Raw genomic sequence first — 21,390 nt, forward strand, 5'->3', positions numbered from 1 at the left:
GCGGCCAGCATGTTTTGCCTTTCCACCACCTGTTCCATCAGGCCGCTACCTTGGCCTCCGCGAGGTGACGTCCCGCTTTGTGCCGGAGAAGAACTCGGCCCTCCCGCGGTCCCCTGTGGCTTCACCACTTCCTCCCGCGGGCAGGCCCCTTCCGGGGGTTTCTGCTGTCTTCGCCCTTCTCGCGAACGCATCGGTCTCACCTCTGACTTGATGTTCGGGCCTTCCCCTGGAGTTCATGACCCCCAGGGTACTATGCCTTCTGCTGACTCCTGCCGGTTCAGCCGTGCCTTTCGACACGGGTTGCCAGCTTTTCCTGGCTTATCCGGCAGGCCTCCCCGGGTAAGAGCGTTAACCTTCGCCCCGCGCCCGCCCCATATACTCTACCATCCCTTGGCAGCCTGGGATTTCGCTGTGTTTCGCCAGCTCATCCGGATGGTCTAGCCTCCTATGGGGTTCTTGTTCATCGGGCCGTGACTTTGCCTCCGGCTTCCTCCGGATCCCACCTCGCGATGGGCACCCTTGCCTTTGGCTAGCAGACTCGTGCTGCCTCGCCTGCAGTGGACTTTCACCACCAAGTTAACGCCCATGCCGGGCGCACGAAAAAGGAGGCTTGCGGCCTCCTTTTACCCGTTTTAACGCTTTTTCTGTTTATTTCCTGCCCGCTGCCGCCCCGAAATACCGCCGCTGAAAGCTTAAGGCCACGTTCACCAAGCCAATCATCACCGGCACTTCAATGAGGGGACCGATGACCGCGGCGAAGGCCTGGCCGGAATTGATGCCGAAGACGGCCACGGCAACGGCGATGGCCAGCTCAAAGTTGTTGCTGGCGGCCGTAAAGGAAAGGGTCGTGGTCTGCTCATAATTGACCCCCAGGCGCATACTGAGGAAAAAGGAGATTAAGAACATGAGGACAAAATAACAGATTAGGGGAATGGCTACTCTGACCACATCCATGGGTAGAGAGACGATATACTGCCCTTTCAGGGAAAACATAACGACAATGGTAAATAACAGGGCGATTAGAGCCAGGGGACTGATTTTCGGGACAAAGTTTTTCTCGTACCATTCCTTGCCCTTCGCCGGCACCAGGATGAAGCGGGTCAAAAAGCCGGCCACAAAGGGAATGCCCAGGTAGATGGCCACGCTGGTGGCCACCTCGCCGATGGAAACGTGGACTTTCATCCCTTGAAAGCCCAGCCACGCCGGCAGCAGGGTGATGAAAATATAGGCGTAAACTGAATAAAAGATAACCTGGAAGATGGAGTTTAACGCCACCAGGGCGGCGGCATACTCGGCATCACCCCGGGCCAGGCTGTTCCAGACGATAACCATGGCGATGCAGCGCGCCAGGCCGATTAAGATGAGGCCGGCCATGTATTCGGGGTAATTGTGTAAAAAGATGATGGCCAGGATAAACATCAGGATGGGACCGATAATCCAGTTCTGAACTAAGGACAGGGCCATAACTTTTCCATTACGGAACACCTTGCCCAGTTCCTCATACTTCACCTTGGCCAGGGGCGGGTACATCATGACGATCAAGCCGATGGCGATGGGGATGGAAGTTGTTCCCACCGACATTTTATTCAGGGCCTGCGCCATTTCGGGCACCACATAACCCAGGGCCACGCCAAAAGCCATGGCCAGGAAGATCCACAGGGTCAAAAAACGGTCCAGCAGGGATAACCTGCCCACGGGCTGATAGTTATTTGCTGGTGCCATGATTTAAATCCTCCTCATGTTATTAGAGGTGAGAGGTAGAAAGTGCGAAGTGGGATCATCTGATCTCTTTCCCTAACGGTCACCGTCTTTACTACCCCTCTTCCGGGGCGGGCGGCAGGCAACCTTGGGGTTCTCCAGTAGCTGCAGCAGCTTATGGTAGTCGGCAGTAAACTCTTTCTTTTCCGCTAGGGGCACATCCAAATAGGCCAGCCAGCCCTGGAGGACAGCGGCCAGTTTTTCTTTATTAAGGTGGTAAAATACCCACTGGCTCACTTTTTCCTCCCAGACCAGGTCCGCTTCCTTCAGGACCCGCAGGTGCTGGGAGATGGCCGGCTGGGTAATGCCCAGGATCTCTTCCAGCTCGCAGACGCACAGCTCCTGTTCGGCCAGCAGGGCGATAATCCTTAGCCGCAGGTGCTGGCCCAGGGCCTTAAAGGCCTTTTCCCACTCCTTTAAAGTCACCCCCTTCACCCCCTTGGATAAGTGATTAATTATATAATATTTGGCTTTAGCAACTTTGTCAAGGTGAATTTATTAAAGCTTTACTTCATCTCTTAACCTTTACATTAGAAGTTTTTCGCTCCCATTAATTTCAGGCGAATTTTTGCTTGACAAATTACCGCCGGCCCTGGTGGTGAGGGTAAATGTGGCCATCCCGGCCAGATTAGAGCCGGCTGGTAATAATCGATAATAAGCGGGCTTCCCCCTTGACAGGGGCTCGTGTTAGCTGTATTCTAAAAGTGGCTTATATATGTTGTCAACATATATAAGCTAATAAAAAAGAGGGGGGGATAAACAATGTGTAATGGCCAGAGTTGCAGTCCGCGGGGTGGATGTTGCTGCCATGGCCATCACCCTGGGGGCTTCCACCGTCACTATCTAACTGCAGTGGAGAAAAAAGACCGGCTGGAAGCATACCTTAAGGAACTACAGGCCGAAGTAAAAGCCGTGGAGGAAAGGCTGAAGGAACTGGGCGAAGGGGCTTAATACCCCTTCGCCGCATCCGTGTCGTGCCCGCTAAAAAGTTTTTCATATCGCGTCAGGAAAGTTTCCAGGGCGGCTTTATTGCGCCGGATGGTCACCGCCCAGTCATGGAGGTAATCTACCCCCTCCGGAGTTATTTCATACCGCCGCCGGGCCGGTCCCGGGCCGCTGGTCGACCAGTGAGACCGCACCAGGCCTTCCTCCTCCAGACGCCTTAAGTTGCGGTAAACGGCCCCGGCATCGGGAACGCCCTCCCATAACCCCAGGCGGTTCATGCTTTCCATCAGCTCGTAACCGTGGGTGGATTTTTCACAGAGCAGTAGCAACAGGCAGGGCTGCAAAAAACTTTCCCTGCGGACGCCGCGACAATCGCAGCGATTGTGGTGCCCGCCTGGTTCATAACCGCACATAGATTCACTCCCTATCTGCTATTTACATATGTATGTTAATATACAATAATAGGATAAACCAATAATTCCATCCCGTCAACAAGGCGCTATAACACATAAAGGAGAGATGCCATGTTTACCCTGCTTCTTTACCTGCTGGCCCTGGGCGGGCTGTTGATTTCTTTCTGGAAAGACCGCCATAAAACCCAGCTGGCTTTAATGAAAGGCTGGAAGGCCTTTACCAACATCTTACCTGACTTTGCTGTCGTCCTGGCCCTGATAGGGATCATGCTGACTTACCTGTCACCTCATACCATTGCCGCCCTGCTGGGCAAAAACAGCGGCTTCCCGGGCATACTGGCCAGCTCCATAGCCGGGTCCATCACCCTAATTCCCGGTTTTGTCGCCTTTCCCCTGGCCAAATCTTTGCTCGACCGGGGCGCCGGTATCATGCAGATTGCCGTCTTTGTTTCCACCTTGATGATGGTGGGCGTCGTCACCGCCCCCCTGGAAAGCAGGTATTTCGGTAGAAGAGAAACTATCCTCCGTAATTCTTTAAGCTATATCTTTTCCTTTATCGTGGCTATGATCATCGGGATGGTGGTGGGAGCGTGAACTTTCTTAACTTAATTAAGACTTACCGCTACTTTTTATTAATCATCCTCTTTGATGTGGTAATAACCGTCTTCCATCCCGGCACCGGCTTGACAATTTTTAAATACACCGCCGGTAACTTTGCCGAGATGCTCGCCATTATCCCGCCTATATTCCTCCTTCTGGGCCTCTTGGATGTCTGGGTACCGCGGGAAACGATTATCCGCTACCTGGGCGAAGGCTCCGGCCTAAAAGGCATTGTCCTGAGCATAGTACTGGGAGCGGCCGCCGCCGGACCCCTTTACGGTGCCTTCCCAGTGGCCGGCGTCATGGCGAAGAAAGGCACCAAATACAGCAACATTATTATTTTCCTCTGTTCCTGGTCGACTTTAAAAATCCCCATGTTCCTGTTTGAAATGTCAGCCCTGGGCATAAAGTTCGCCCTAACCCGCTGGCTGGTCAATGTCCCCGGGATACTGGCGATTGCTTATATTATCGACCGCCTCATAGGAGCGGAAAACAAAGCGGAATTCTACCGGCGCCAGATGGCAAATCCATAGCGGCTTACCCCAGCAACCCCTGGTAGGGCGTTGAACCGTTCACTATTTTCCTCCTCCGCCAGGGGCGGGCAATCCACCCAAAACGTTTTCACCGCTCAGCAACCTGCGGCAAAAGCCAGGCAGGCCAACTGGCCGCACCGGCGGCAATTGTTCCCGGGCAGCCATTTGTATATTTGCAGCGCTGTAGGTCTTTCCTTTTCCAGGGTTTTCAAACAGGGCCAGGCAAGCTAGCCTACGTTAGAACCTCCTGCGCAGGGAAAGAGCATAATTTCCGCCGGTTTGCAGGTACATTTCGCCATCACCAGCTCATCTACCTTTTACTGGCCTATTTCCTCCTGGATCCATTTCTTGATCTCTTCTTTATCGGGTACCCGGCCGAACACTTTAACCTTTTCGTTAACTACCAGTCCCGGCGTCATCATGACGCCGTAATCGGTGATCTTGTTTAAATCCGTCACCTTTTCCACGTCGGCGGCCACGCCCATTTCCGCCAGGGCGTTCATCACGTTTTGCTCCAGTGCCTTGCACCGGGCGCATCCTGTACCTAAGACTTTGATTACCATTTATCCCCATCTCCTTCTTTAATTTAAATTTTACCCTACTATGATACCAAACACCATCCCTGTCAGGGTTGCCATAATGACAACCAGGGATACGTAAGCAAAGGTTTTCTTGAACCCCAACACGCTGTTAATCACCAGCATGTTGGGCAGGCTCAGGGCCGGTCCCGCCAGGAGAAGGGCCAGGGCCGGCCCCTGCCCCATCCCGGAACCGATAAGTCCCTGGATTATCGGCACTTCCGTCAAAGTGGCAAAATACATAAAGGCGCCGACGATGGAGGCGGTAAAGTTGGCCAGCAGGCTATTGCCACCAACCACCATGGCCACATATTTGGCCGGGATGATGCCGGTGTCGACCCCGGGCCTACCCATGAGGAAGCCGGCCACCAACACGCCGCCGAACAGGAGAGGCAAAATTTTAATGCTGAAATCCCAGGTCGAGTCCACCCAGGCCGCCAGTTCTTCCCGCTTGAACCAGGCCTTTAAAATCACGGCCAGGGCTAACAAAAGGGCGATAACCAGGTACCATTTGACGCTGTAAACCGCGTACCAGAAGCCGGCCTGTTCCGCCGGCTTGCCCCAGGCGGCAAAGACAAGGATCAGGACCAGGACCAGGAAATATACGGCCGTCTGTCCCAGGGTGCGGGGAGGCTTTTCTCCTTCCGGCATAAGCAACCCTTTGGCCCGCTCCTTTTCTTCGCCCCGGAAGAGCAGGGCCATGATAAGGCCGATAATTACCGAAAACAGGACGGCACTCAGGGCCCTGCCCAGGCCGATCTGCCAGCCCAGCACCCGGGCCGAAAGGATAATGGCCAGGACGTTAATGGCCGGCCCGGAATACAGGAAAGCTATAGCCGGTCCCAGGCCGGCGCCGCGTTTATATATCCCCATGAACAGGGGTAAGACGGTGCAGGAACAGACGGCAAGTATCGCCCCCGATACGGCACCCACGCCATAGGCCGTAACTTTTTTGCTTTCCGGTCCCAGGTACTTCATAACCGCCTGGGAGGAAAGGAAATTGCTCATGGCCCCGGCGATGAAAAGGGCTGGCACCAGGCAGAAAAGCACGTGTTCCCTGGCGTATTCCTGCAGCATGTAAAAGGCTTCCAGAATGGCGCCCTGCATCCTGGGATGCTGGAAGGGCAGGAAATAGGCGGCTAAAAACACGGCGACAATCAACAGCAATTTGCCCTGCTTGCTCACAGAAAAGCCTCTCCTTTTTTACCATGCTGGCATTAACAGCGAAAGTATCAACCAGGCTCACCATTACCCTGGCCAGCGCCGGGCATGCAGCAGGGGGTGACAGAGGTTTTATTAGTACATTATAATTTTGCTATATTAAGCTTAGCTTTTATATTTGGCTTTGTCAATAGGTATTTGGCATAAACTGGACGTTTTATGTATGCGAAATAAAATGGAGAAGGGGTAACCGCCCTTCTCCGTTTTTTAATCTCCATTGTAGCAAATGTTAAACCGGGCCTGGCGGGGCGCTACCTTTACTGCGATACCCCAGTATCCTGGTAGCGTTGAAGATGGCCACCAGGGCCACGCCTACATCGGCAAAAACAGCTTCCCCCATGGTAGCCACACCGAAGGTCCCCAGGACCAGGAAGAAGGCCTTTACGCCTAAGGCCAGGGCCACATTTTGTTTCACGATCCGGGCCGTATGTCGGCTAATTTCCACAGCCGTGGCCAGTTTGAAAGGGGCGTCCTCCATGAGAACCACATCGGCGGCCTCGATGGCGGCATCGCTCCCCAGGCCGCCCATGGCCACCCCCACGTCGGCCCTGGTGATGACCGGGGCGTCGTTGATGCCGTCACCCACGAAGGCGAGTTTCCGGCGCCGGTCAGGCAGAGCGGCCTGCAATTCCTCCACCTTCGCCACCTTGCCTTCCGGCAGGAGCTCGGCAAAGTAAGCGTCGACGCCCACTTCTTCAGCCACCCGGCGGGCCACCGCCTCCTCATCGCCGGTAAGCATCACTATTTTCTTTATACCCAGCTCCTTAAGCCTATTAATTGCCTCCCTGGCATCAGACTTCACCTCGTCGGAAATGACGATGTAGCCGGCAAAGGTACCGTCAATGGCCACGTGGACGCCGGTGCCTGCCACATTGCAAACCTCATGGGCGATTCCTTCCCGGTGCATTAAACGATCGTTACCGGCCAGGACCCTTTTCCCATCGACCACGGCGCTGATACCGTGGCCGGGAATTTCCCGGTATTCATCGATCCTCTCGGGGGCAATCTCCTGGCCGTAGGCCGTCCGGATGGACTGGGCGATGGGATGGCTGGAGTAGACCTCGGCGGCGGCGGCAGCTGCCAGGAGTTCGTCTTCCTGAAAACCGTTGTATGGAACCACCTGCGTCACCCGGAAAACTCCTTTCGTCAGGGTACCGGTTTTATCAAAAACCACGGTATGCAGCCCGGTCAGGGCGTCCAGGAAGTTGGCGCCCTTGACCAGGATGCCCTGGCGCGAAGCCGCGCCGATGCCACCGAAGTATCCCAGGGGGATAGAAACTACCAGGGCGCAGGGGCAGGAGATGACGAGTAAAACCAGAGCCCGGTACACCCATGTAGAGAAGGTAGCCCCGGGCAGGACCAAGGGCGGGATGATAGCCAGGACCAGGGCTCCCAAGACCACTGCCGGGGTGTAGTAACGGGAAAAGGCAGTGATAAACTGCTCCGTCGGGGCTTTACGGGCCGCGGCATTTTCTACCAGCTCCAGGATACGAGCCACAGAGGATTCGCGGAAGGGCCTCGTCACTTTGACGGTCAGGAGGCCTTGGCCGTTAATCATCCCGGCCAGGATTTTTTCACCCTTTTCCACTTTGCGGGGCACGGCTTCCCCCGTCAGGGCCGAGGTGTCGACAAAGGAAACGCCCTCCACTACCTCGCCGTCCAGGGGTACTCTCTCGCCCGGCTTGACAACAATAGTTTGACCCACCTCTACCTCCTCCGGCCGTACCTGTTTTGTTTCCCCGTTTAGCTTCAAGTTGGCGTACTCCGGCCGGATATCCAGCAGGGCAGCAATGGAACGGCGGGAGCGATTGACAGCCCGCTCCTGGAAATACTCGCCTACAGCATAAAAGAGCATCACCGCTGCCGCCTCGGGTAGCTGGTGAATGACAATGGCGCCAATAGTGGCAATGGTCATCAGGAAGTTTTCGTCAAAAAACTGGCCCCGGGTCAGATTGCGCACGGCTGTCGTGAGCACCCGCCAGCCTACCAGGAAGTAGGAAGACAAAAGAATCGTATACTCGGCCAACGCGTAAGGAGTGCGATGAAGCTGCTGGTTAAAAATAAACCCTATTGCCAGGAGAAGGCCTGCAACTAAGATGATATATAATTGAGACTCCGGCCTCTGGCTGGTAGTATCTACAATATTCACGCCGGGTTCGACCCGGGCGATGACCTCCTGGGCCGCCGGTAGCAGTTCCGGGGGCAGGTCTAAGCTCTGGTTGGCGAAGTTAACGGTAACCTGTTCTAAACCTTTTACTTTACGCAGTTCCCGCTCAATCCTGGCAGCGCAACTGGCGCAGTCCAGTCCCTCCAGGGTGTAACGCATACCTTGGCCTCCTATCTCCCCTCAGCAAAGTGGGCCTGAGCCTCACGGATCAGGTTTAAGATGTGCTCATCATCCAGCGAATAATAGACCATCTTGCCGTCCCGGCGATACTTAACCAAGCGTAAAGCTTTCAGCAGGCGCAAGTGGTGGGAGACGGCAGGTAAACTCGTGTCCAGGAGCGCGGCCAGATCACACACGCAAAGTTCCTGATGGGCCAGCAGATAGAGGATTTTGGTCCGGGTTTCGTCCCCGAGGACCTTAAAAATTTCCGATAAACCGGCTACATCCAGCACCTTGTCCTTCAGGTGCTCAAGGTGGCCGGAAGGACAGAAGCTATCACAGAGGTCATTATTAGGCAAGGATAACCACTCCAAACGATTAATCAATTGTTTAATTATAGTATATTTATCTACTCCTTCAATGTCAAGCTCAGGAAGTTCAATTATCGCACTACGTTTTATAATTCTTGGAGAAAATAGAAAAGGAAGCTTATAGCTTCCCCCGAGACATATCTTTTGCGGTAGTTACCCGCGCCAGGGGTTGCAACCCGGTCTAACTTCCCTTACTTTCATCTTTACCATGTCGCCCCTGCAGTTCCGCCATGGTGGTAGCTATTTCGCGGGTCAAAATACTGCCCACCAGGTCCAGAACTTCAAAGATTTCTGGATGTTTGACCCGGTAAAGAACCTTTAACCCTTCTTTGCGGGAGACGACGATATCCTCCTTGCGCAGCACGGCCAGGTGCTGGGAGATATTCGGCTGCTCCAGTTCCAGGTTTTCTATAAACTCGCAGACACACTTCTCCCCCTGGCGCAGTTGTTCCAGGATCCTCACCCGGGTCGGGTGGGCCAGGGCTTTGAAAAATTCCGCCTTCAGGCTGTAGAGTCTCTCAGCCAAAGAATGTCCTCCTTATATGCGAATTTCTGCATATATTAGTTTATGCTTTAAAATCTGGATTGTCAAGGACCAGGCTCCAGCCGGGCGGTAAACGGGCTTCCGGCAATTTCCCGAAAATAAAGGCCTTATGGCCTGACCTTATAAAACGGTATTATGTCTCCCTAACCCGTCGCCACCTTACAGCCGCAGCGGTTAGACACAGTCATAATTAGGACAGCCTCGCCCCGGTCCGCCGCCACCCGGAAAAGCTGCCGGGCTGCCCGCCAGATGGCCTCCTCCTCACCGCGGATAATGGTGCTCATGGCATTGACCTCTACTTCCACCCCGCTCTGCTCCAGAGCCGCTACCGCTTCCTTGATTACCGGCGTATAGGCGGCCGTCCCCAAGGGGTAGAGGGACAACTGGCAGGCAAGCATCATTATGCATGAACCTCCCTTTTTAAATTTGGTACCAAATAAATAAAGTTAGCTATTCACATCTAAAATACCCACTGGCCTGTCCCGGCGGAAGTTCAGAAAGCCAAATATGCCGCCACAGCTACCGCCAGGAGGGCCGCTTCCGGGCCAACCATCATCCTGAGCACCTTGCGCAGGTCGGCCTTGAAGAAGTCCACAGTGAGGGCCAGGCAGAGGTGCATGGGAGTTAACATGTTCCCGGTAAAGCCGGCTACAAAAATGAATACCGCCAGGGGCAGGCTTATCTGCCCGCCCACGGCAGTCATGACAATGGGAAAGGCGATCCCGACATAAGCTACCGTCAGGCCGGTAAGCATTCCCACCAGGAAACTTATAAGGCCGAAAATCAAAAATTCGGGTACAGGCAGCATGGCCAGTAAAGAAGGCAGGCCATCGACCGCCCGGGTATCTACAAGTACCTCCTTGAAGAGCATTACCCCCCACACTAGCAGGAGGGTCTTTACGGCTATGGCCTCTCGGCACAGGTGCCAGAATTTTAACGGTGTATAACGGTGCCGCACCAGCAGGAAAAGGAGTACTACTCCCACCGCCAGGCCGACCTCCACGTGAAAAACCAGCACCAGGGCCACCACTACCAGTACCGGCAGGATGCTGAGGAAGAGTTCCCTGGCCAGGGTGCGGCGACCGGCCGGCAAGCCTTCCCTTCCTTCTCCCTCCGGCTCGATTTTTACTCGTCGCAGGGCTGGTATACCCAGTAAGATGACCAGCAAACCATAGGGAGCCAGGGCAGCAATCAGGTGGGGTAAAGGGATCCCGCTGAGGCGGGAGGCCAGCAGGACCCCGGGGTAAAGGGGAAGGAAGTACTCCCAGATATGACGGTAGTAGTAGTTAATAAAGCTCTTTTCTTCGGCGGCTATAGCAGTACGCGCCGCCGCCTGCCCCACCAGGGGAGCGGAAAACAGCGCGCCCCCTGCCGAAGGCATAAGGCCGATAAAGGCCGGCAACAGAGCCATCACTAGCCGCCGGTTGCGTATGAGGCCGCGCAGCCCTTGCAGCATCCTCTCCAGGTAACCCTGTTCTCCCAGGAGGTGTTCAAAAAGCATGATGAGAGCCAGGATAACCTCCAGCTCCAGGGTAGCGGGGCTTCTGGTGGCCTGCCAGGCCATGCCCAGGAAAGCAACGGGACCGATGTGGTAAAGGGCGGCCAGGAGGAGCGAGCTGCCAAGCATCACCGGTCCCAGGGGCGCCCGCCGCCCCAGGAGCACCATCATTATCCCGAACACCAGCAACAGCTTGAGTCCTTCCAACGACGTTCCCTTCTCTGTACTGTTACAGTTACCACTTATAATAATCACGCCGCAACAATAAATCAAGGGGTATTACTTCTAGAGAGCAGGAAATTCCGGGCACCTGTCAAGGGAAGAAACCCTCATGGATGGCGTCACCCCTGCCTGGCAGCCGGGATGGCGGAGTTTATCAGGGTGCCGGAAATTTTAAGAAAAAAGACGGGGCTGAGGCCCCATCTTTTCCTTCTACCTTCTCGCCAGGTTTGCCTTTCGTTTGTGAGACTAGGCACGACTATTACAGGCTATAAAGCGTGCAATGCTGCGATCATAAGTTCTTTCTATTTCCGGTGGAAAGAGACAGCCAGGCAGCTCTCCATATTTCCGGTGATAGGTTATACATTCGCAGCATTTACCTTTGCGGCTGCAGGGTTCATAGGTACAGGTGCACCTTTCCTTATTGGCTTGCAGATTGCACTGTGCCATTTTCTCACCCCTTACTGGCCCCAGCGTATGAAATTATGTTCAAAGTAAAGAAGGGGTTTTTTGTTGCTCTTCACATTGGCCGCCACCACCTGGCCGACAACAATGACATGATCGCCGCTCTGGTAGCGGCCGGAAACCTTACACTCCAGGTTGGCCAGGGCATCTTTGACCACGGGGGTGGCAACCACCGCCGCCGGTTCGGTAGCAACACCAAGTTCCTTGATTTTATCGACATTTCGTCCCGAATGGCTGCCGCAGAAGGCGGCAATATTCTCCTGGTCGTGGGCCAGGATGGAAAGGACAAACTCCCCGGCGGCATCCATCAGTTCCAGCACGTAACGATGGGGATGCAGGGCCACCATCACCTGGGGCGGGTTGGAAGATTCCTGGGTAAACCAGGCCACGGTGGTCAGGTCATGCTTCTCCCCGTGTTTTACACCCACCAGGCCGCAAGGGCAGGCAATTTTGCTCAAGGCGCGGGTAATATCGCTGCTCACAACGTTTCAACTCCTTCCTGCAAAGGAAAAGTTTCCTGACGTTTATATTTTAGTTGAAAACATACTGTAAAGCAACGTTGCTGTACCCACTGCCACATTGACCCCCGCATCGGCGACACTTTTCCCGGGTCGAAAGAACACATTACCATGGCCGGTGCCCACCGCTCTCCGGCGGGTTAATTCCCTGCAGCGCGGCGATCTCTCCTGCCGTCAATTCCCGGTATTCCCCGGGTTTTAACTGTTCGTCCAGCACCAGCGGTCCCATGGCAATTCGCTTGAGATAGGTCACTTTCTTGCCTACCGCAGCAAACATTCGCTTTACCTGGTGATATTTTCCTTCATAAATGGTAAGTTCAACTTCCGACTCCAATTCCTGGCGAAGAATCTTTAACTCAGCCGGCATGGTACAGTAACCGTCATCTAAGATTACCCCCCGGCGAAACGCTTCTACATCTGTTCCTGTAACCATCCCGTGTACCACAACATAATACGTTTTAGGTACATGTTTCCTGGGTGACAGAAGCCGGTGGGCCAGCCGGCCGTCATTGGTAAGTAATAGCAGTCCTTCGGTATCTTTATCCAACCGCCCGACAGGAAATGGATGAAAGGCACGGTACCGGGGAGGGAGCAGGTCAACTACTACTTTCGCGAATCTATCTCCCGTCGCGGACAGGACACCCTGCGGTTTATTCAGCATTAAATAAATGTACCGCCTGTACTCAAGGGGTTTACCGTTGACTAGGATATGATCCCGGCCGGGGATAACATGTAAACCCGGATCACCGGCCGGTTTGCCGTTGACCTGCACACTTTTTTCTTTTATCAGCTTCTTTATCTCTTTACGCGTGCCCAACCCCATGTTGGCCAGCAGTTTATCCAGGCGCTGCCGCTCTTTTACCGCCATTTTTCTTGCCTCACCACTGTTTCCTTACGCCAGCTATGCCAGTCGTCATGGCATGGTCAGCCTCTTGATAAGCATTGTCCCGTAGCTCCCCCGCGGCAGCTTGAAAAAGAGGCGCATTTTCTGCCTGCCGGGGTAAAGGTCATCGGGCTCCGCGGGCTGCAAACTAAAATCGCCGGGAAAAACTACGGCGTTCCTGGGCGTAGACTTAAAAAAGGCCTGCCGGACTTTACGCAGGTTGAAACTGCTGCCCTTGATGCCCCTTTCCTCCATAATAGCCGCAAAAAGCCGTTCCGTACGGGCATCGGGAAACTCCATGCGGCCGGCAGCCAGGGGTAAAGAAAGGGAACGCAAATAGGCCAATTCTTTCCTTTCCAGGCGCCGGTAAAAAAGATAAGCCCCGGCGGTGCCAGGTACGGCCGTAAGCTCAAGGCCCATATCCTGCAAAATCCTTCTCACCAATTCGTTAAAGAGAAAACTCTGGTAGGCCGAAAAATAAAGGGAGAGCTCTTCGCGGGGTATCATCTGCAAGGCCTCTATGTAAGCCTTGGGTTTCCCGGCGAGCAGGGCGAATATTTTATTTTCCATAGTGGTTTTGGCACGTGCGAGGCAGGTCGCCCAGTCACCCCAGTGTTCGCGGAAAAAGAGCTTGCGCTCCCGGGCTTCTTTTTTTTCCTCCGGGTAAATACCGGTAAGGTAAATCTGCAGGCTGCCGTTGTAGTGCCGCTTCAGCAGCCTTTCGGCCATGAAGCCCATCTGGCGGTCCATGCTGCCAAAACGCTGGTCGTCATAGTAATTAGGGTAGCCGAAACCCCGCACCTCATCAACCCGACGGGTAATGCGGGATACCTCTGCCGTATCCAGGGAGCGGAGGGTGATGGCAAATTCGTTTCCCTCCAGGAGGTCGGGCCCCATGGGCCGGTCCATATAGCCAATGCTCCGCAGGGAAAAGTTTTCTTCTTCAGTGGTTAAATCAGCAGCATGCTTTACCGTGACGTACTGAAAGGTATGGGCGTGCCTGTCCTTCAATCCCCCGTAAGCAAAAAGGCGGTAGGGAAGGTTATGGGCCTTTGCCAGCCGCATTAAAAGATCAATGGTATTCCATCCCTTCTTTTCCAAAAGATACAGCCGGTAAGGACCCTTTGGCCGGACAGGCAGGCGGGCCAGCTCCCGGACCACGAAATCCTCGGGGATCACCTTTAATTTCATTGCCTTGCTCCTTATGCCTGTTTATCGCCTCCCTAAATATGTACCACAATCCCTGCCGCTTTGCAAATGTGCCGGCCCGAAAACAAAAGCCGGGGCACCATCATGCCCGGCCCGGTATCTGGAAGCACCAGGTGAAAATCATTTATAAAGCTGGTTAATGTATTTGCCGCCGCCTGGCTTCGGCTTCGCGCCGCAGGCGCGCTAGCACGGCAGCGAGTCGGAGCTCGCTCTTGCGCTCCTTCATGCCGTCCGCCAGGCGGCTGGCGGCGTCTATAGCCGCCCGGATTAGGATGCGCGGCGCCAGAAAGCTAACCGTGCCGCTCACGACGGGCACCCGGCAGTCGAAAAGCAGATATTCGGCAATGGGCTTTAAAGTTTCCGCCGACAAACCGGCAATAAGCAACTTTTCGCGCGTCTCGCTCTGAACTTCGACTTCGCGCAGGACGGTAAAAAAAGATGCATCCGCTCCGCACGGACGGGCCTTAACTTCAAGGAGGTCCCGGATAACCAGATAGTCGAGGATCTCCTGGGCCCGGGCGGCGCAGAGGTTTTCCTGTTCAATCCGCTCAGCCGCCAGATAGTGCTCAAATTCTTTCCGGGCCAACTGAGCGAGCTTTTCCCGCAGCGGTTCCACCTCCTCGGCACCCAGGGTCTCTCCTTCCGCGAGCTGCAGGTTTTCTAAATCCTTCCAGGATAGTATAAGGCGGACCACGCGGCTGTCTCCTGCTTCCCGGCAGGCCGCAGCATAGCCCACCACTTCAACGCCATCCATCCCGGGAACGGGCACGGCCAGCCGCCGGACACACCGGGGAAGCCCGAAACTGTTCATGTGTTCTAAAACGCGCTCAAAAAACGGATCGCCATACGAGGCAAAATGAACGCGCCTGCCGTCCCCGGCCAGTCCCTGCTCGTAAAGCTCCCTGGAAACGGTTAAGACTGCTCCTTCCGGCACCCCCTCGATGCCAGCCAGGGTCAGCACAGGCTTACCGTCCTCATCCCCGAAGGCACACCCCAGGCGGCGCAGGTACGGCGAACCCTGCAGGGCCTCCCAGATGGCCGCCAGGTTTACCGGCGACGGCCGCCGTTCAGCTAACCGGTCCAGCCGCATGTAAATCTCATAAAGTTCCTGCGGGTTTATCTCCATGCTCTCCGTACGCCGGCGCTGTTCCTTAAGCTTCTCGAATGCGCGCGCCTCCAGCTCCTTTTCGGTCAGCGTGCCCTCGGCCAGCTGGCGAAAATCCTCCGGTTCCACCGGCAGCAGGGAAACCTGCTGGGTGCCGACGATAAGGTTGGCCTGCGCCAGGCGCGAGAGCAGCCGCCCGTATACAATCTCCTCGGCGCTGCCGGTATAACAGAGATTAAGGACATAAACATCCCGGTGCTTCTGACCGATGCGGTCAATCCGCCCGATCCGCTGCTCGATTTTCATAGGGTTCCAGCCCAGGTCAAAGTTAACGAGGAAGTCGGCGGTCTGCAGGTTCAGACCTTCCGCCGCGGCGTCCGTGCATACCAGGACGTCGATCTCGCCCTGCAGGAACAGCTCCTTTACCCTTTCGCGGTCTACGGCCACCATGCTGCCCGTAGCCGGATCGTAATACTCGCCCCCGCGGCCGGAATAGGTACCGATGCGCATGCCGAGGTCAGCCTGACGCAGGCGGGTAACGATGTCCACGAGGGTATCGTAAAAACGGGTAAAGATTACCGTCTGGCGAATACGACCGGTGCGGCGGTCGCGGCGCCGATCGAGCCTATTCATAAGTTCCTGCATCTTTGAAGGAAGTTCGGTCAAATCTACCAAAAGGTTGAGCATTACCTGCAGCCGCTCCCGCTCCCATTCCAGATCGGCTCGCTCGCGACCTTTGAGGAGCGTTTCCGACGCCTCGAGGTCGTCTTCGTCTTCACTTTCATAGACCGCCTCTTCCAGGGCAGCGGGGGCAAGCTCCCCTGCTTTCGTTTTCGTTTCACCCTGGTGCCGCAGGGTAGCTTCAACCCTGGCCAGGCGGCGCTCCAGCGTCCGGCGCAGGGCGTAGAGGCTGGAAGCGAAGCGCAGCCGCAAAAAGCTCAACAGAAAGCTCAACATCTGCTGCGCCTGGCGGTCGCCGTGGGCCTTGATCTGCTCGTTCAATCCATTGCAGTATTTTTCCAGCTCATCATAAATACGCTGTTCCAGTGGTGTAAATTCGATCCGGGGCAAGGAGAGGATATGGCGCCGGGGAAGGTTTTGCCGCAGCCGGCCGCGGTCACGGTAGATCTCCAAAAGCTGCCGGGTATGGCGGAGCATCACCCGGGAAAGGGGAGAGACGCTGAATAACAGGCGCCGCATCAACCGGCGGTCCCTGCCCCGGGGAACACGGCCGTACTCCAGCCAACGGTGCAAAGCTGCCCGAATGCGTCCGTCAATGACGCTCTCCTCGATAAAACGCCAGAGCATGGGGTCCTGCCCGCGTACCGCCTTTACAGCCCGCCGCAGGAAGTCCCATTCCAGTTCCCCTGGTTCCTGGCCGTCCAGCAGACGGCCCATAATATCATAATACTGCAGTGTCAGGGACGGGTCGTACTGAAAGGCGCCCACCCGATTGGTCAGGGCCAGGAGGTCGCATACTTCCACCGGATGGATCTGCATCGGGGTGGCCGTGGCCAGCCACAGGGCGCGTGCCCTGGGGCGCAGGTAATCCCTGGCAACTTTATAGAGATTACCATAGTCCGGGTGCACCCCGCAGCCAGCTGCAGGATTATGCCGCCGCAGGGCATGAGCTTCATCCACCAGGGCAATATCGAAGGGTGCCGCCAGGGCAAGGGCCTCTGCCCGCTCACGACGATAAAAGAGCCCCGTGGATATGATCACCAGGTCCGGTTCGTAAAGGGATCTTGCCGGCCGCGTTTCTTCCACCGGGAAGATATATTCATGGGCAGTTTCCGGCGTGGTGCGCGCCAGGCCGAAGGAAAGGAGCATCTTCGTTGCCATCTGGCGGTGCCACTGGCTGATGAGGCTTGCCGGCGCGGCAATGAGGATGCGTTTTACCAGGCCCGCCAGGTACAGGGAACGAAAGGCCAGCCCCGCCTCGATGGTCTTCCCCAGGCCCACCTCGTCGCCCAAAATGTAGGAATAGGGCCAGGTTTCAATCAGCCGGCGCACCACGATGGCCTGGTGGGGCCACGGCTCTACAGGTGCGGTCTCCATGCCCACGTAACGGCCGCCCGGCATCCTGGGCGCGTCGCGCAAGATGGCGAAGCGCAGCCGCTCCATGGCCGCAGGCAGTGGCACCGCTCCCACCGCAGCCCTGGTACCATCCACTTCTGCCGGGAAGTCAATCCCTTCCGCGAAGCGGATCAAGCGGCGCCGCACTGCTTCCGGCAGGGTCAGCACCGGCAGGTGGGGAACTTTTCCATGCCACAGGTTCTCAAAGGCCGCTACAGCTTCGTCGACCCGCCGGCGGTCCGTATCGCCCCACCAATCGCAGTGGACGTCAATATTTTCAGCGTTCAGGATCAGGGCCGTCTTTGATTCATTCAGCGTCCCGGACCCGTACATCCGGTTGCCAAACTCGTCATAGAAGACAAACCACTTTTCGTGGACATAGCCGTCGTCCACAGCATCCAGGGCTAGGGGCTCACCGGTTTCTTTATGCACGCGGAAGGCCACCCGCACCTCAAGATAGCCGTGGGCCACCATCCAGGCAAGGAGCGTTACGCCATTGCGCACCCCTTCCGGCCAGGAAGCCTCCCCCTCAAGCTCGCCGTTTAACCTTGCCGCCAGCCGCTCCCTGTCCCCGGCCAGGATGGCCCGCACATCTTCGGGGTCCAGGTCGGCGCCGACGATGAGGCGCATTTTTCCCTGGCGGCCGACAAAAGCCGAAAACCCCATCGAGGCGGCGGCCAGGGACGACGAGCGAAAGTAGCCGGCTACCCGGTCGTAGCGCACCGCCAGGCTCAGGGCGGGCACATAGAAATCGTGCAGCATGTCGAGGGGGCGGCCGTCGATCAGGGTAGAAGACGTCCGGTAGGACAGGAGCCAGGATCGGGACCGCAGGCCCTTACCTTGCGAAGGGTTTTCCATGAGCTCGGGCATCAGCTATCTCCTCACACTTACTGGTATCCGGAAGTTCTACTGCAAGCCGAAGAGAATGGCCTCCGCTTCTTGGCGCAGCTTTTCGTCGGCCGCCTGCGCCGCCCAGACGAAAAGGAGATCGCGGAGCACATGCTCCCGTCCCCCGGCATACTGGGCCAGATAGGCGCGGGCGAGGGGCACATCGCCTTCCCGGTAAGCGAGGATTAAACCGTGGAGAAGGTCCCACTCGGTCTGCGGGTTATCTAACCGCTTTTTGCTGCGCTCCTCCGGCCGGGCCAGGCGCAGCTTCGAACCCCGGCGGACGAGGGGCGCGTGGTAGCCGCCGTCCCCGGCAGCGGCACGCCCGGTACGTCCGCCGCGGCTTTCGTCGTTGATGCCGATCATGCGGCCGCTGACGCTATAACCGGCAGCCCTGCCCTCCAGGCCGATATTGAGGGAACGGGAGAGGTTCAGGGCCTCATCATAGGGAAACTCAGCCAGGCCAAAGATGCCGTAGAGGGTGAGGGCCATGGCGGCTTCCGGGTTTAGGTCTTCCACCCGCAGGCGTCCCCCCGTCAGACGGGTGATCTGGTACTGGGCAACAACGGCGCTGGCCTCGTTCATGGCGCGGGTGGGGCTGACCAATTCATCGCCGTCCAGCACCGGCCAGTGCTGGGAAAGCACATGGAGAGCGCGGCCGTAACTGGCCACCATCTCGTCCACCGGATTGAGGTGCAAGGGGGCGAACTCTTCCAGGGCCCGGCGCACGGCCTCGCGCACCAGCCGGGCCACGCCGGTGCCGCCGAAGCCGCTCCAGGTGGCGGGTTCGCCGTCCTTTACCTCCCGCTTGCGGCAGGTCAGGAAGATAGAACTGGCGGCGGCAGCCATGCCTTTCTGATGGATGGACTCTGCTGCCTCGGACTCCACCGGCAGCGAAGAAGTGATCGTCCAGCCGCTCTCAATAAGGGAGCGCGTCAAAGCCTCCCAGGCCTCCTGGGTCTTATGGGTAAACATGATCGTCATGATGCCGTCGTCTTTGAGAACCCGGCGGCACTCGAAAAAGATCTCGCCCATCAGGCGCTCGTACTCCCTGGCCGCACCGGCGGCCGACCCATCCCGGGCAGGATTGGCCACGGCCTCGTCCCTCTTGTTGGTAAGCCGCCGCCGGAACAGGTCCGGGTACAAGTCGTGGAGGGTGCGCCGCTGCCAGACGTAGAAGTAGTCGGACAGCTCCGCGTACTGGACGTTGTTGTAATAGGGCGGGTCGATGCAGATGAGCTCGACGGAAGCATCGGGCAGGTCCAGGCTGGCCGCCGTGCCGCAGCGGATGGTCACCGGCGGGGCGGCGCCGTTAATGCGCTCATGCAGGGGCGCCACCAGCTCGGCGATGCCGGCGTAGGCGTCCAGAACCTGGGCCAGGGCCCAGGCCGCGCCGGAATGGGGGCCGGTAAAGATCATTTCGCCGAATGTCCATTTTAAGGAAAAATCATGACGCCCAAAGGTACCTTTAACGATACCACGTGTATATTCCCAACGTGTTTGTTTGCTGTTATAATCAAGCCCTTTATCAATCATGAACTGTAGATACGTGACTACGGCGCGGCCGCGTTCTTCGCCTAGTTCCTTAATGATTTCGTGCTTGAGGCGGTTAAGCTCCTCGACCAGTATTAGGTGCCCCAGGAGCTGGCGCGGGGTAAACATGTCGCACCACCGCGTCATGCCGTATATAACAGGACGCATGTCGTTGCCTGGAGGAAAACTTTCCGTCGGAATAAGCCCCTGCCGCTCCCACTCAGGCCACCGCTCGGCGAGGCGCTTTTCGGCCTCGGCCAGGGCTGCCAGGTCCCGGTCGTTGGGCGGCCGGAAGAAGCGCACCTTCTCGGTCTTAATTTCCCCGGCCCTCTCGCCGCTGGCATAGCGCTGCAGTCTGCCGTGTTTATCCAGCTTGGGCTGGTAACGCACGGCTGCGACGCAATACAGCCGGTCCTGCCACCTGCCGTGGGGCGATTCCCCCCGTGCCTGGGCTTTGATCTCTTCGGCGGGAATGGCCTGGCGGCAGTGGACGCAGAAACCGACGCCGTCCTTAACCGTGGCAAAGTTTGGATCCTCGCCGTTTGGCCCCCGGTTGCCCCTGACGCGGTAGGTTTCAAAGCGGACCTTCCCGCCCCTTTTGCGGCCGTCGGTGACGATCCGCACGCCCCACTTATCGCCTTCCTTCGCCAGCCAGCAGGTGTTCAACAGCGGCGCCTCGCCGCCGCAGTGGGGACAGGTGACCTGGCGGGCATACAAGTAGGTGGTCGTATCTTCCCGATCATACTCAGAAATTAACTCCGGGCATTTACTCAGGTGCATCTCTAAGACACGCCGCTCATCCCGGGGCAATGGAAAAACACGGGGAAATATGGATTCTAACTTCTTGTCAAGGATATTAATTAACTTTTGTCCCCATTTCTCGATATCGGCTTTTAACCCCGGGCCATAACGGGCTGGATAATCGAGGGTAGTGTACAGGATAACGGCCGCAACCGGATTGAGCTCATTGGCAATCACCCGGTGCCCCAGTCGCAATGCCTCAAACGGGATGGAACCCCCGCCAGCCGTAGGATCAAGCACCGTAATGTTATGGTATTGCCATTCCGGTTGACGTATGTAGGCGCGTGAATACCCGTAAAGGTTTGGAATACGAACGCCTCTATTCGCCGCGATCTCCATCAAATCTTTAAACCAGGCCGGATCGGCAGCTACACGTTTAATATATAAAACCTCGCCCTCTTGGGGTAGCGGTTCAGGCAGCGGTTCACTCAACTCTTTCCATTTTTTGATGACTGGATGGTCGCTAAGAGAAGGGTTCTCGCCGACGATCTCTTTAATCAATCCTCTCTGTTCTTTCCTGTTATCCTGCTCCCGTTGAAGCGCCCTCGCCACCACGGAATCAACTTTTAATATCTCCCGTCCCGAATCATCCTGGCCGATGCGATCAATTAGTCTTTCATCCAGCGTCCACGGTTCCCCGTTGACCAAAGCCTGCACTTTCTCGATGCCGAGCTGGCGCAAAAACCATTCGGGATCCGTCCCGGCGGGCAGAAGGGAGGCGAGGATGGCGGCGCGGCTCGGTACCAGGGGCCGCCGCGCCCACCAGACGTGGAGAAAATAAAGAGGTGGAAGGGCGGAACTGGCGCCGCGTTCCCGCTGGGTTTCGGCGCCGATCTGGTGGCAGGGAAAGCCTGCTTCGATGAGGCGGACGTCAGTCCTGGCTTTACCGTTCTGCATTACCATCAT

At 56.7% G+C, this 21,390-nt stretch carries 19 protein-coding genes and 1 pseudogene; 3 read left to right on the forward strand and 17 right to left on the reverse strand.

The genetic code is table 11. From position 1 onward, the window contains the following. The 3 genes and pseudogenes from E308F_RS16405 to E308F_RS01730 form a co-directional block, all read right to left on the reverse strand. Positions 1–191, reverse strand: a pseudogene (locus E308F_RS16405) (group II intron reverse transcriptase/maturase); the annotation flags it as partial. Positions 192–648: 457 nt separating this feature from the next. After that, positions 649–1,722 carry an ACR3 family arsenite efflux transporter gene (gene arsB / locus E308F_RS01725; protein ID WP_141262972.1) on the reverse strand — a complete coding sequence of 358 codons (1,074 nt, stop codon included), beginning with the start codon at positions 1,720–1,722 and terminating at the stop codon, positions 649–651. Between the two features lie 72 nt (positions 1,723–1,794). Beyond that, positions 1,795–2,184, reverse strand: a complete 390-nt coding sequence (locus E308F_RS01730; RefSeq protein ID WP_141262975.1) for an ArsR/SmtB family transcription factor — start codon at positions 2,182–2,184, stop codon at positions 1,795–1,797. A 336-nt stretch (positions 2,185–2,520) separates the two neighbouring features. Between E308F_RS01730 and E308F_RS01735 the strand changes: the two genes are divergently transcribed. Then, the gene (locus tag E308F_RS01735; protein ID WP_141262977.1) at positions 2,521–2,709 is read left to right on the forward strand and encodes a DUF5320 domain-containing protein; all 189 of its coding nucleotides are present in this window, start codon (positions 2,521–2,523) and stop codon (positions 2,707–2,709) included. On the opposite strand, the gene E308F_RS01740 is transcribed toward E308F_RS01735, so the two are convergent. Beyond that, positions 2,706–3,116: a PadR family transcriptional regulator gene (locus E308F_RS01740; protein ID WP_141262980.1), complete on the reverse strand. Its 411-nt coding sequence runs from the start codon at positions 3,114–3,116 to the stop codon at positions 2,706–2,708. The genes E308F_RS01735 and E308F_RS01740 overlap by 4 nt on opposite strands. 111 nt (positions 3,117–3,227) lie before the next feature. Here E308F_RS01740 and E308F_RS01745 point away from each other — a divergent pair, with 111 nt between their 5' ends. Together E308F_RS01745 and E308F_RS01750 are read left to right on the forward strand one after the other, a co-directional pair. Further along, a complete protein-coding gene (locus E308F_RS01745; RefSeq protein ID WP_141262982.1) occupies positions 3,228–3,710 on the forward strand; it encodes a permease in 483 nt (160 codons plus the stop codon). Further along, complete coding sequence (locus E308F_RS01750; RefSeq protein ID WP_141262984.1) at positions 3,707–4,249, forward strand: permease; 543 nt, start codon at positions 3,707–3,709, stop codon at positions 4,247–4,249. The genes E308F_RS01745 and E308F_RS01750 overlap by 4 nt, the downstream gene beginning before the upstream one ends. A gap of 317 nt (positions 4,250–4,566) precedes the next feature. Here the strand turns inward: E308F_RS01750 and E308F_RS01760 are convergent, their stop codons facing one another. The 13 genes from E308F_RS01760 to E308F_RS01820 all read right to left on the reverse strand — a co-directional run bounded on the left by E308F_RS01760 (position 4,567) and on the right by E308F_RS01820 (position 21,381). After that, the gene (locus tag E308F_RS01760) at positions 4,567–4,812 is read right to left on the reverse strand and encodes a thioredoxin family protein (protein WP_141262985.1); all 246 of its coding nucleotides are present in this window, start codon (positions 4,810–4,812) and stop codon (positions 4,567–4,569) included. Between the two features lie 30 nt (positions 4,813–4,842). Beyond that, positions 4,843–6,012, reverse strand: coding sequence for a permease (locus E308F_RS01765; RefSeq protein WP_141262986.1), 1,170 nt, complete (start codon positions 6,010–6,012; stop codon positions 4,843–4,845). Between the two features lie 265 nt (positions 6,013–6,277). Continuing rightward, positions 6,278–8,374 (reverse strand): heavy metal translocating P-type ATPase, encoded by a 2,097-nt coding sequence (locus E308F_RS01770; protein ID WP_141262988.1) that lies wholly within the window; start codon positions 8,372–8,374, stop codon positions 6,278–6,280. An 11-nt stretch (positions 8,375–8,385) separates the two neighbouring features. Then, positions 8,386–8,733 carry an ArsR/SmtB family transcription factor gene (locus tag E308F_RS01775; protein WP_277997627.1) on the reverse strand — a complete coding sequence of 116 codons (348 nt, stop codon included), beginning with the start codon at positions 8,731–8,733 and terminating at the stop codon, positions 8,386–8,388. Between the two features lie 193 nt (positions 8,734–8,926). After that, on the reverse strand, positions 8,927–9,271 hold the full coding sequence (locus E308F_RS01780; protein ID WP_172613799.1) for an ArsR/SmtB family transcription factor: 345 nt from the start codon (positions 9,269–9,271) through the stop codon (positions 8,927–8,929). A 161-nt stretch (positions 9,272–9,432) separates the two neighbouring features. After that, complete coding sequence (locus E308F_RS01785; RefSeq protein ID WP_172613510.1) at positions 9,433–9,690, reverse strand: YkoF family thiamine/hydroxymethylpyrimidine-binding protein; 258 nt, start codon at positions 9,688–9,690, stop codon at positions 9,433–9,435. Between the two features lie 92 nt (positions 9,691–9,782). Then, complete coding sequence (locus E308F_RS01790) at positions 9,783–10,994, reverse strand: DUF401 family protein (RefSeq protein WP_141262993.1); 1,212 nt, start codon at positions 10,992–10,994, stop codon at positions 9,783–9,785. Positions 10,995–11,255: 261 nt separating this feature from the next. After that, positions 11,256–11,456: a DUF6485 family protein gene (locus E308F_RS16410; protein WP_084785368.1), complete on the reverse strand. Its 201-nt coding sequence runs from the start codon at positions 11,454–11,456 to the stop codon at positions 11,256–11,258. A gap of 11 nt (positions 11,457–11,467) precedes the next feature. Continuing rightward, positions 11,468–11,953: a flavin reductase family protein gene (locus tag E308F_RS01800; protein WP_141262994.1), complete on the reverse strand. Its 486-nt coding sequence runs from the start codon at positions 11,951–11,953 to the stop codon at positions 11,468–11,470. Between the two features lie 142 nt (positions 11,954–12,095). After that, complete coding sequence (locus tag E308F_RS01805; RefSeq protein ID WP_141262996.1) at positions 12,096–12,857, reverse strand: pseudouridine synthase; 762 nt, start codon at positions 12,855–12,857, stop codon at positions 12,096–12,098. Between the two features lie 45 nt (positions 12,858–12,902). Beyond that, positions 12,903–14,063 carry a tRNA pseudouridine(13) synthase TruD gene (gene truD, locus E308F_RS01810; RefSeq protein WP_141262998.1) on the reverse strand — a complete coding sequence of 387 codons (1,161 nt, stop codon included), beginning with the start codon at positions 14,061–14,063 and terminating at the stop codon, positions 12,903–12,905. A gap of 154 nt (positions 14,064–14,217) precedes the next feature. Continuing rightward, entirely contained in the window at positions 14,218–18,132 is a 3,915-nt protein-coding gene (locus E308F_RS01815; RefSeq protein ID WP_216364427.1) for a helicase-related protein, read from the reverse strand. Positions 18,133–18,168: 36 nt separating this feature from the next. Then, positions 18,169–21,381, reverse strand: coding sequence for a DUF1156 domain-containing protein (locus E308F_RS01820; RefSeq protein ID WP_141263000.1), 3,213 nt, complete (start codon positions 21,379–21,381; stop codon positions 18,169–18,171). Between the last annotated feature and the right edge of the window lie 9 nt (positions 21,382–21,390).

This window comes from Moorella sp. E308F (assembly GCF_006538365.1).
Lineage (GTDB): Bacteria > Bacillota > DSM-521 > Neomoorellales > Neomoorellaceae > Neomoorella.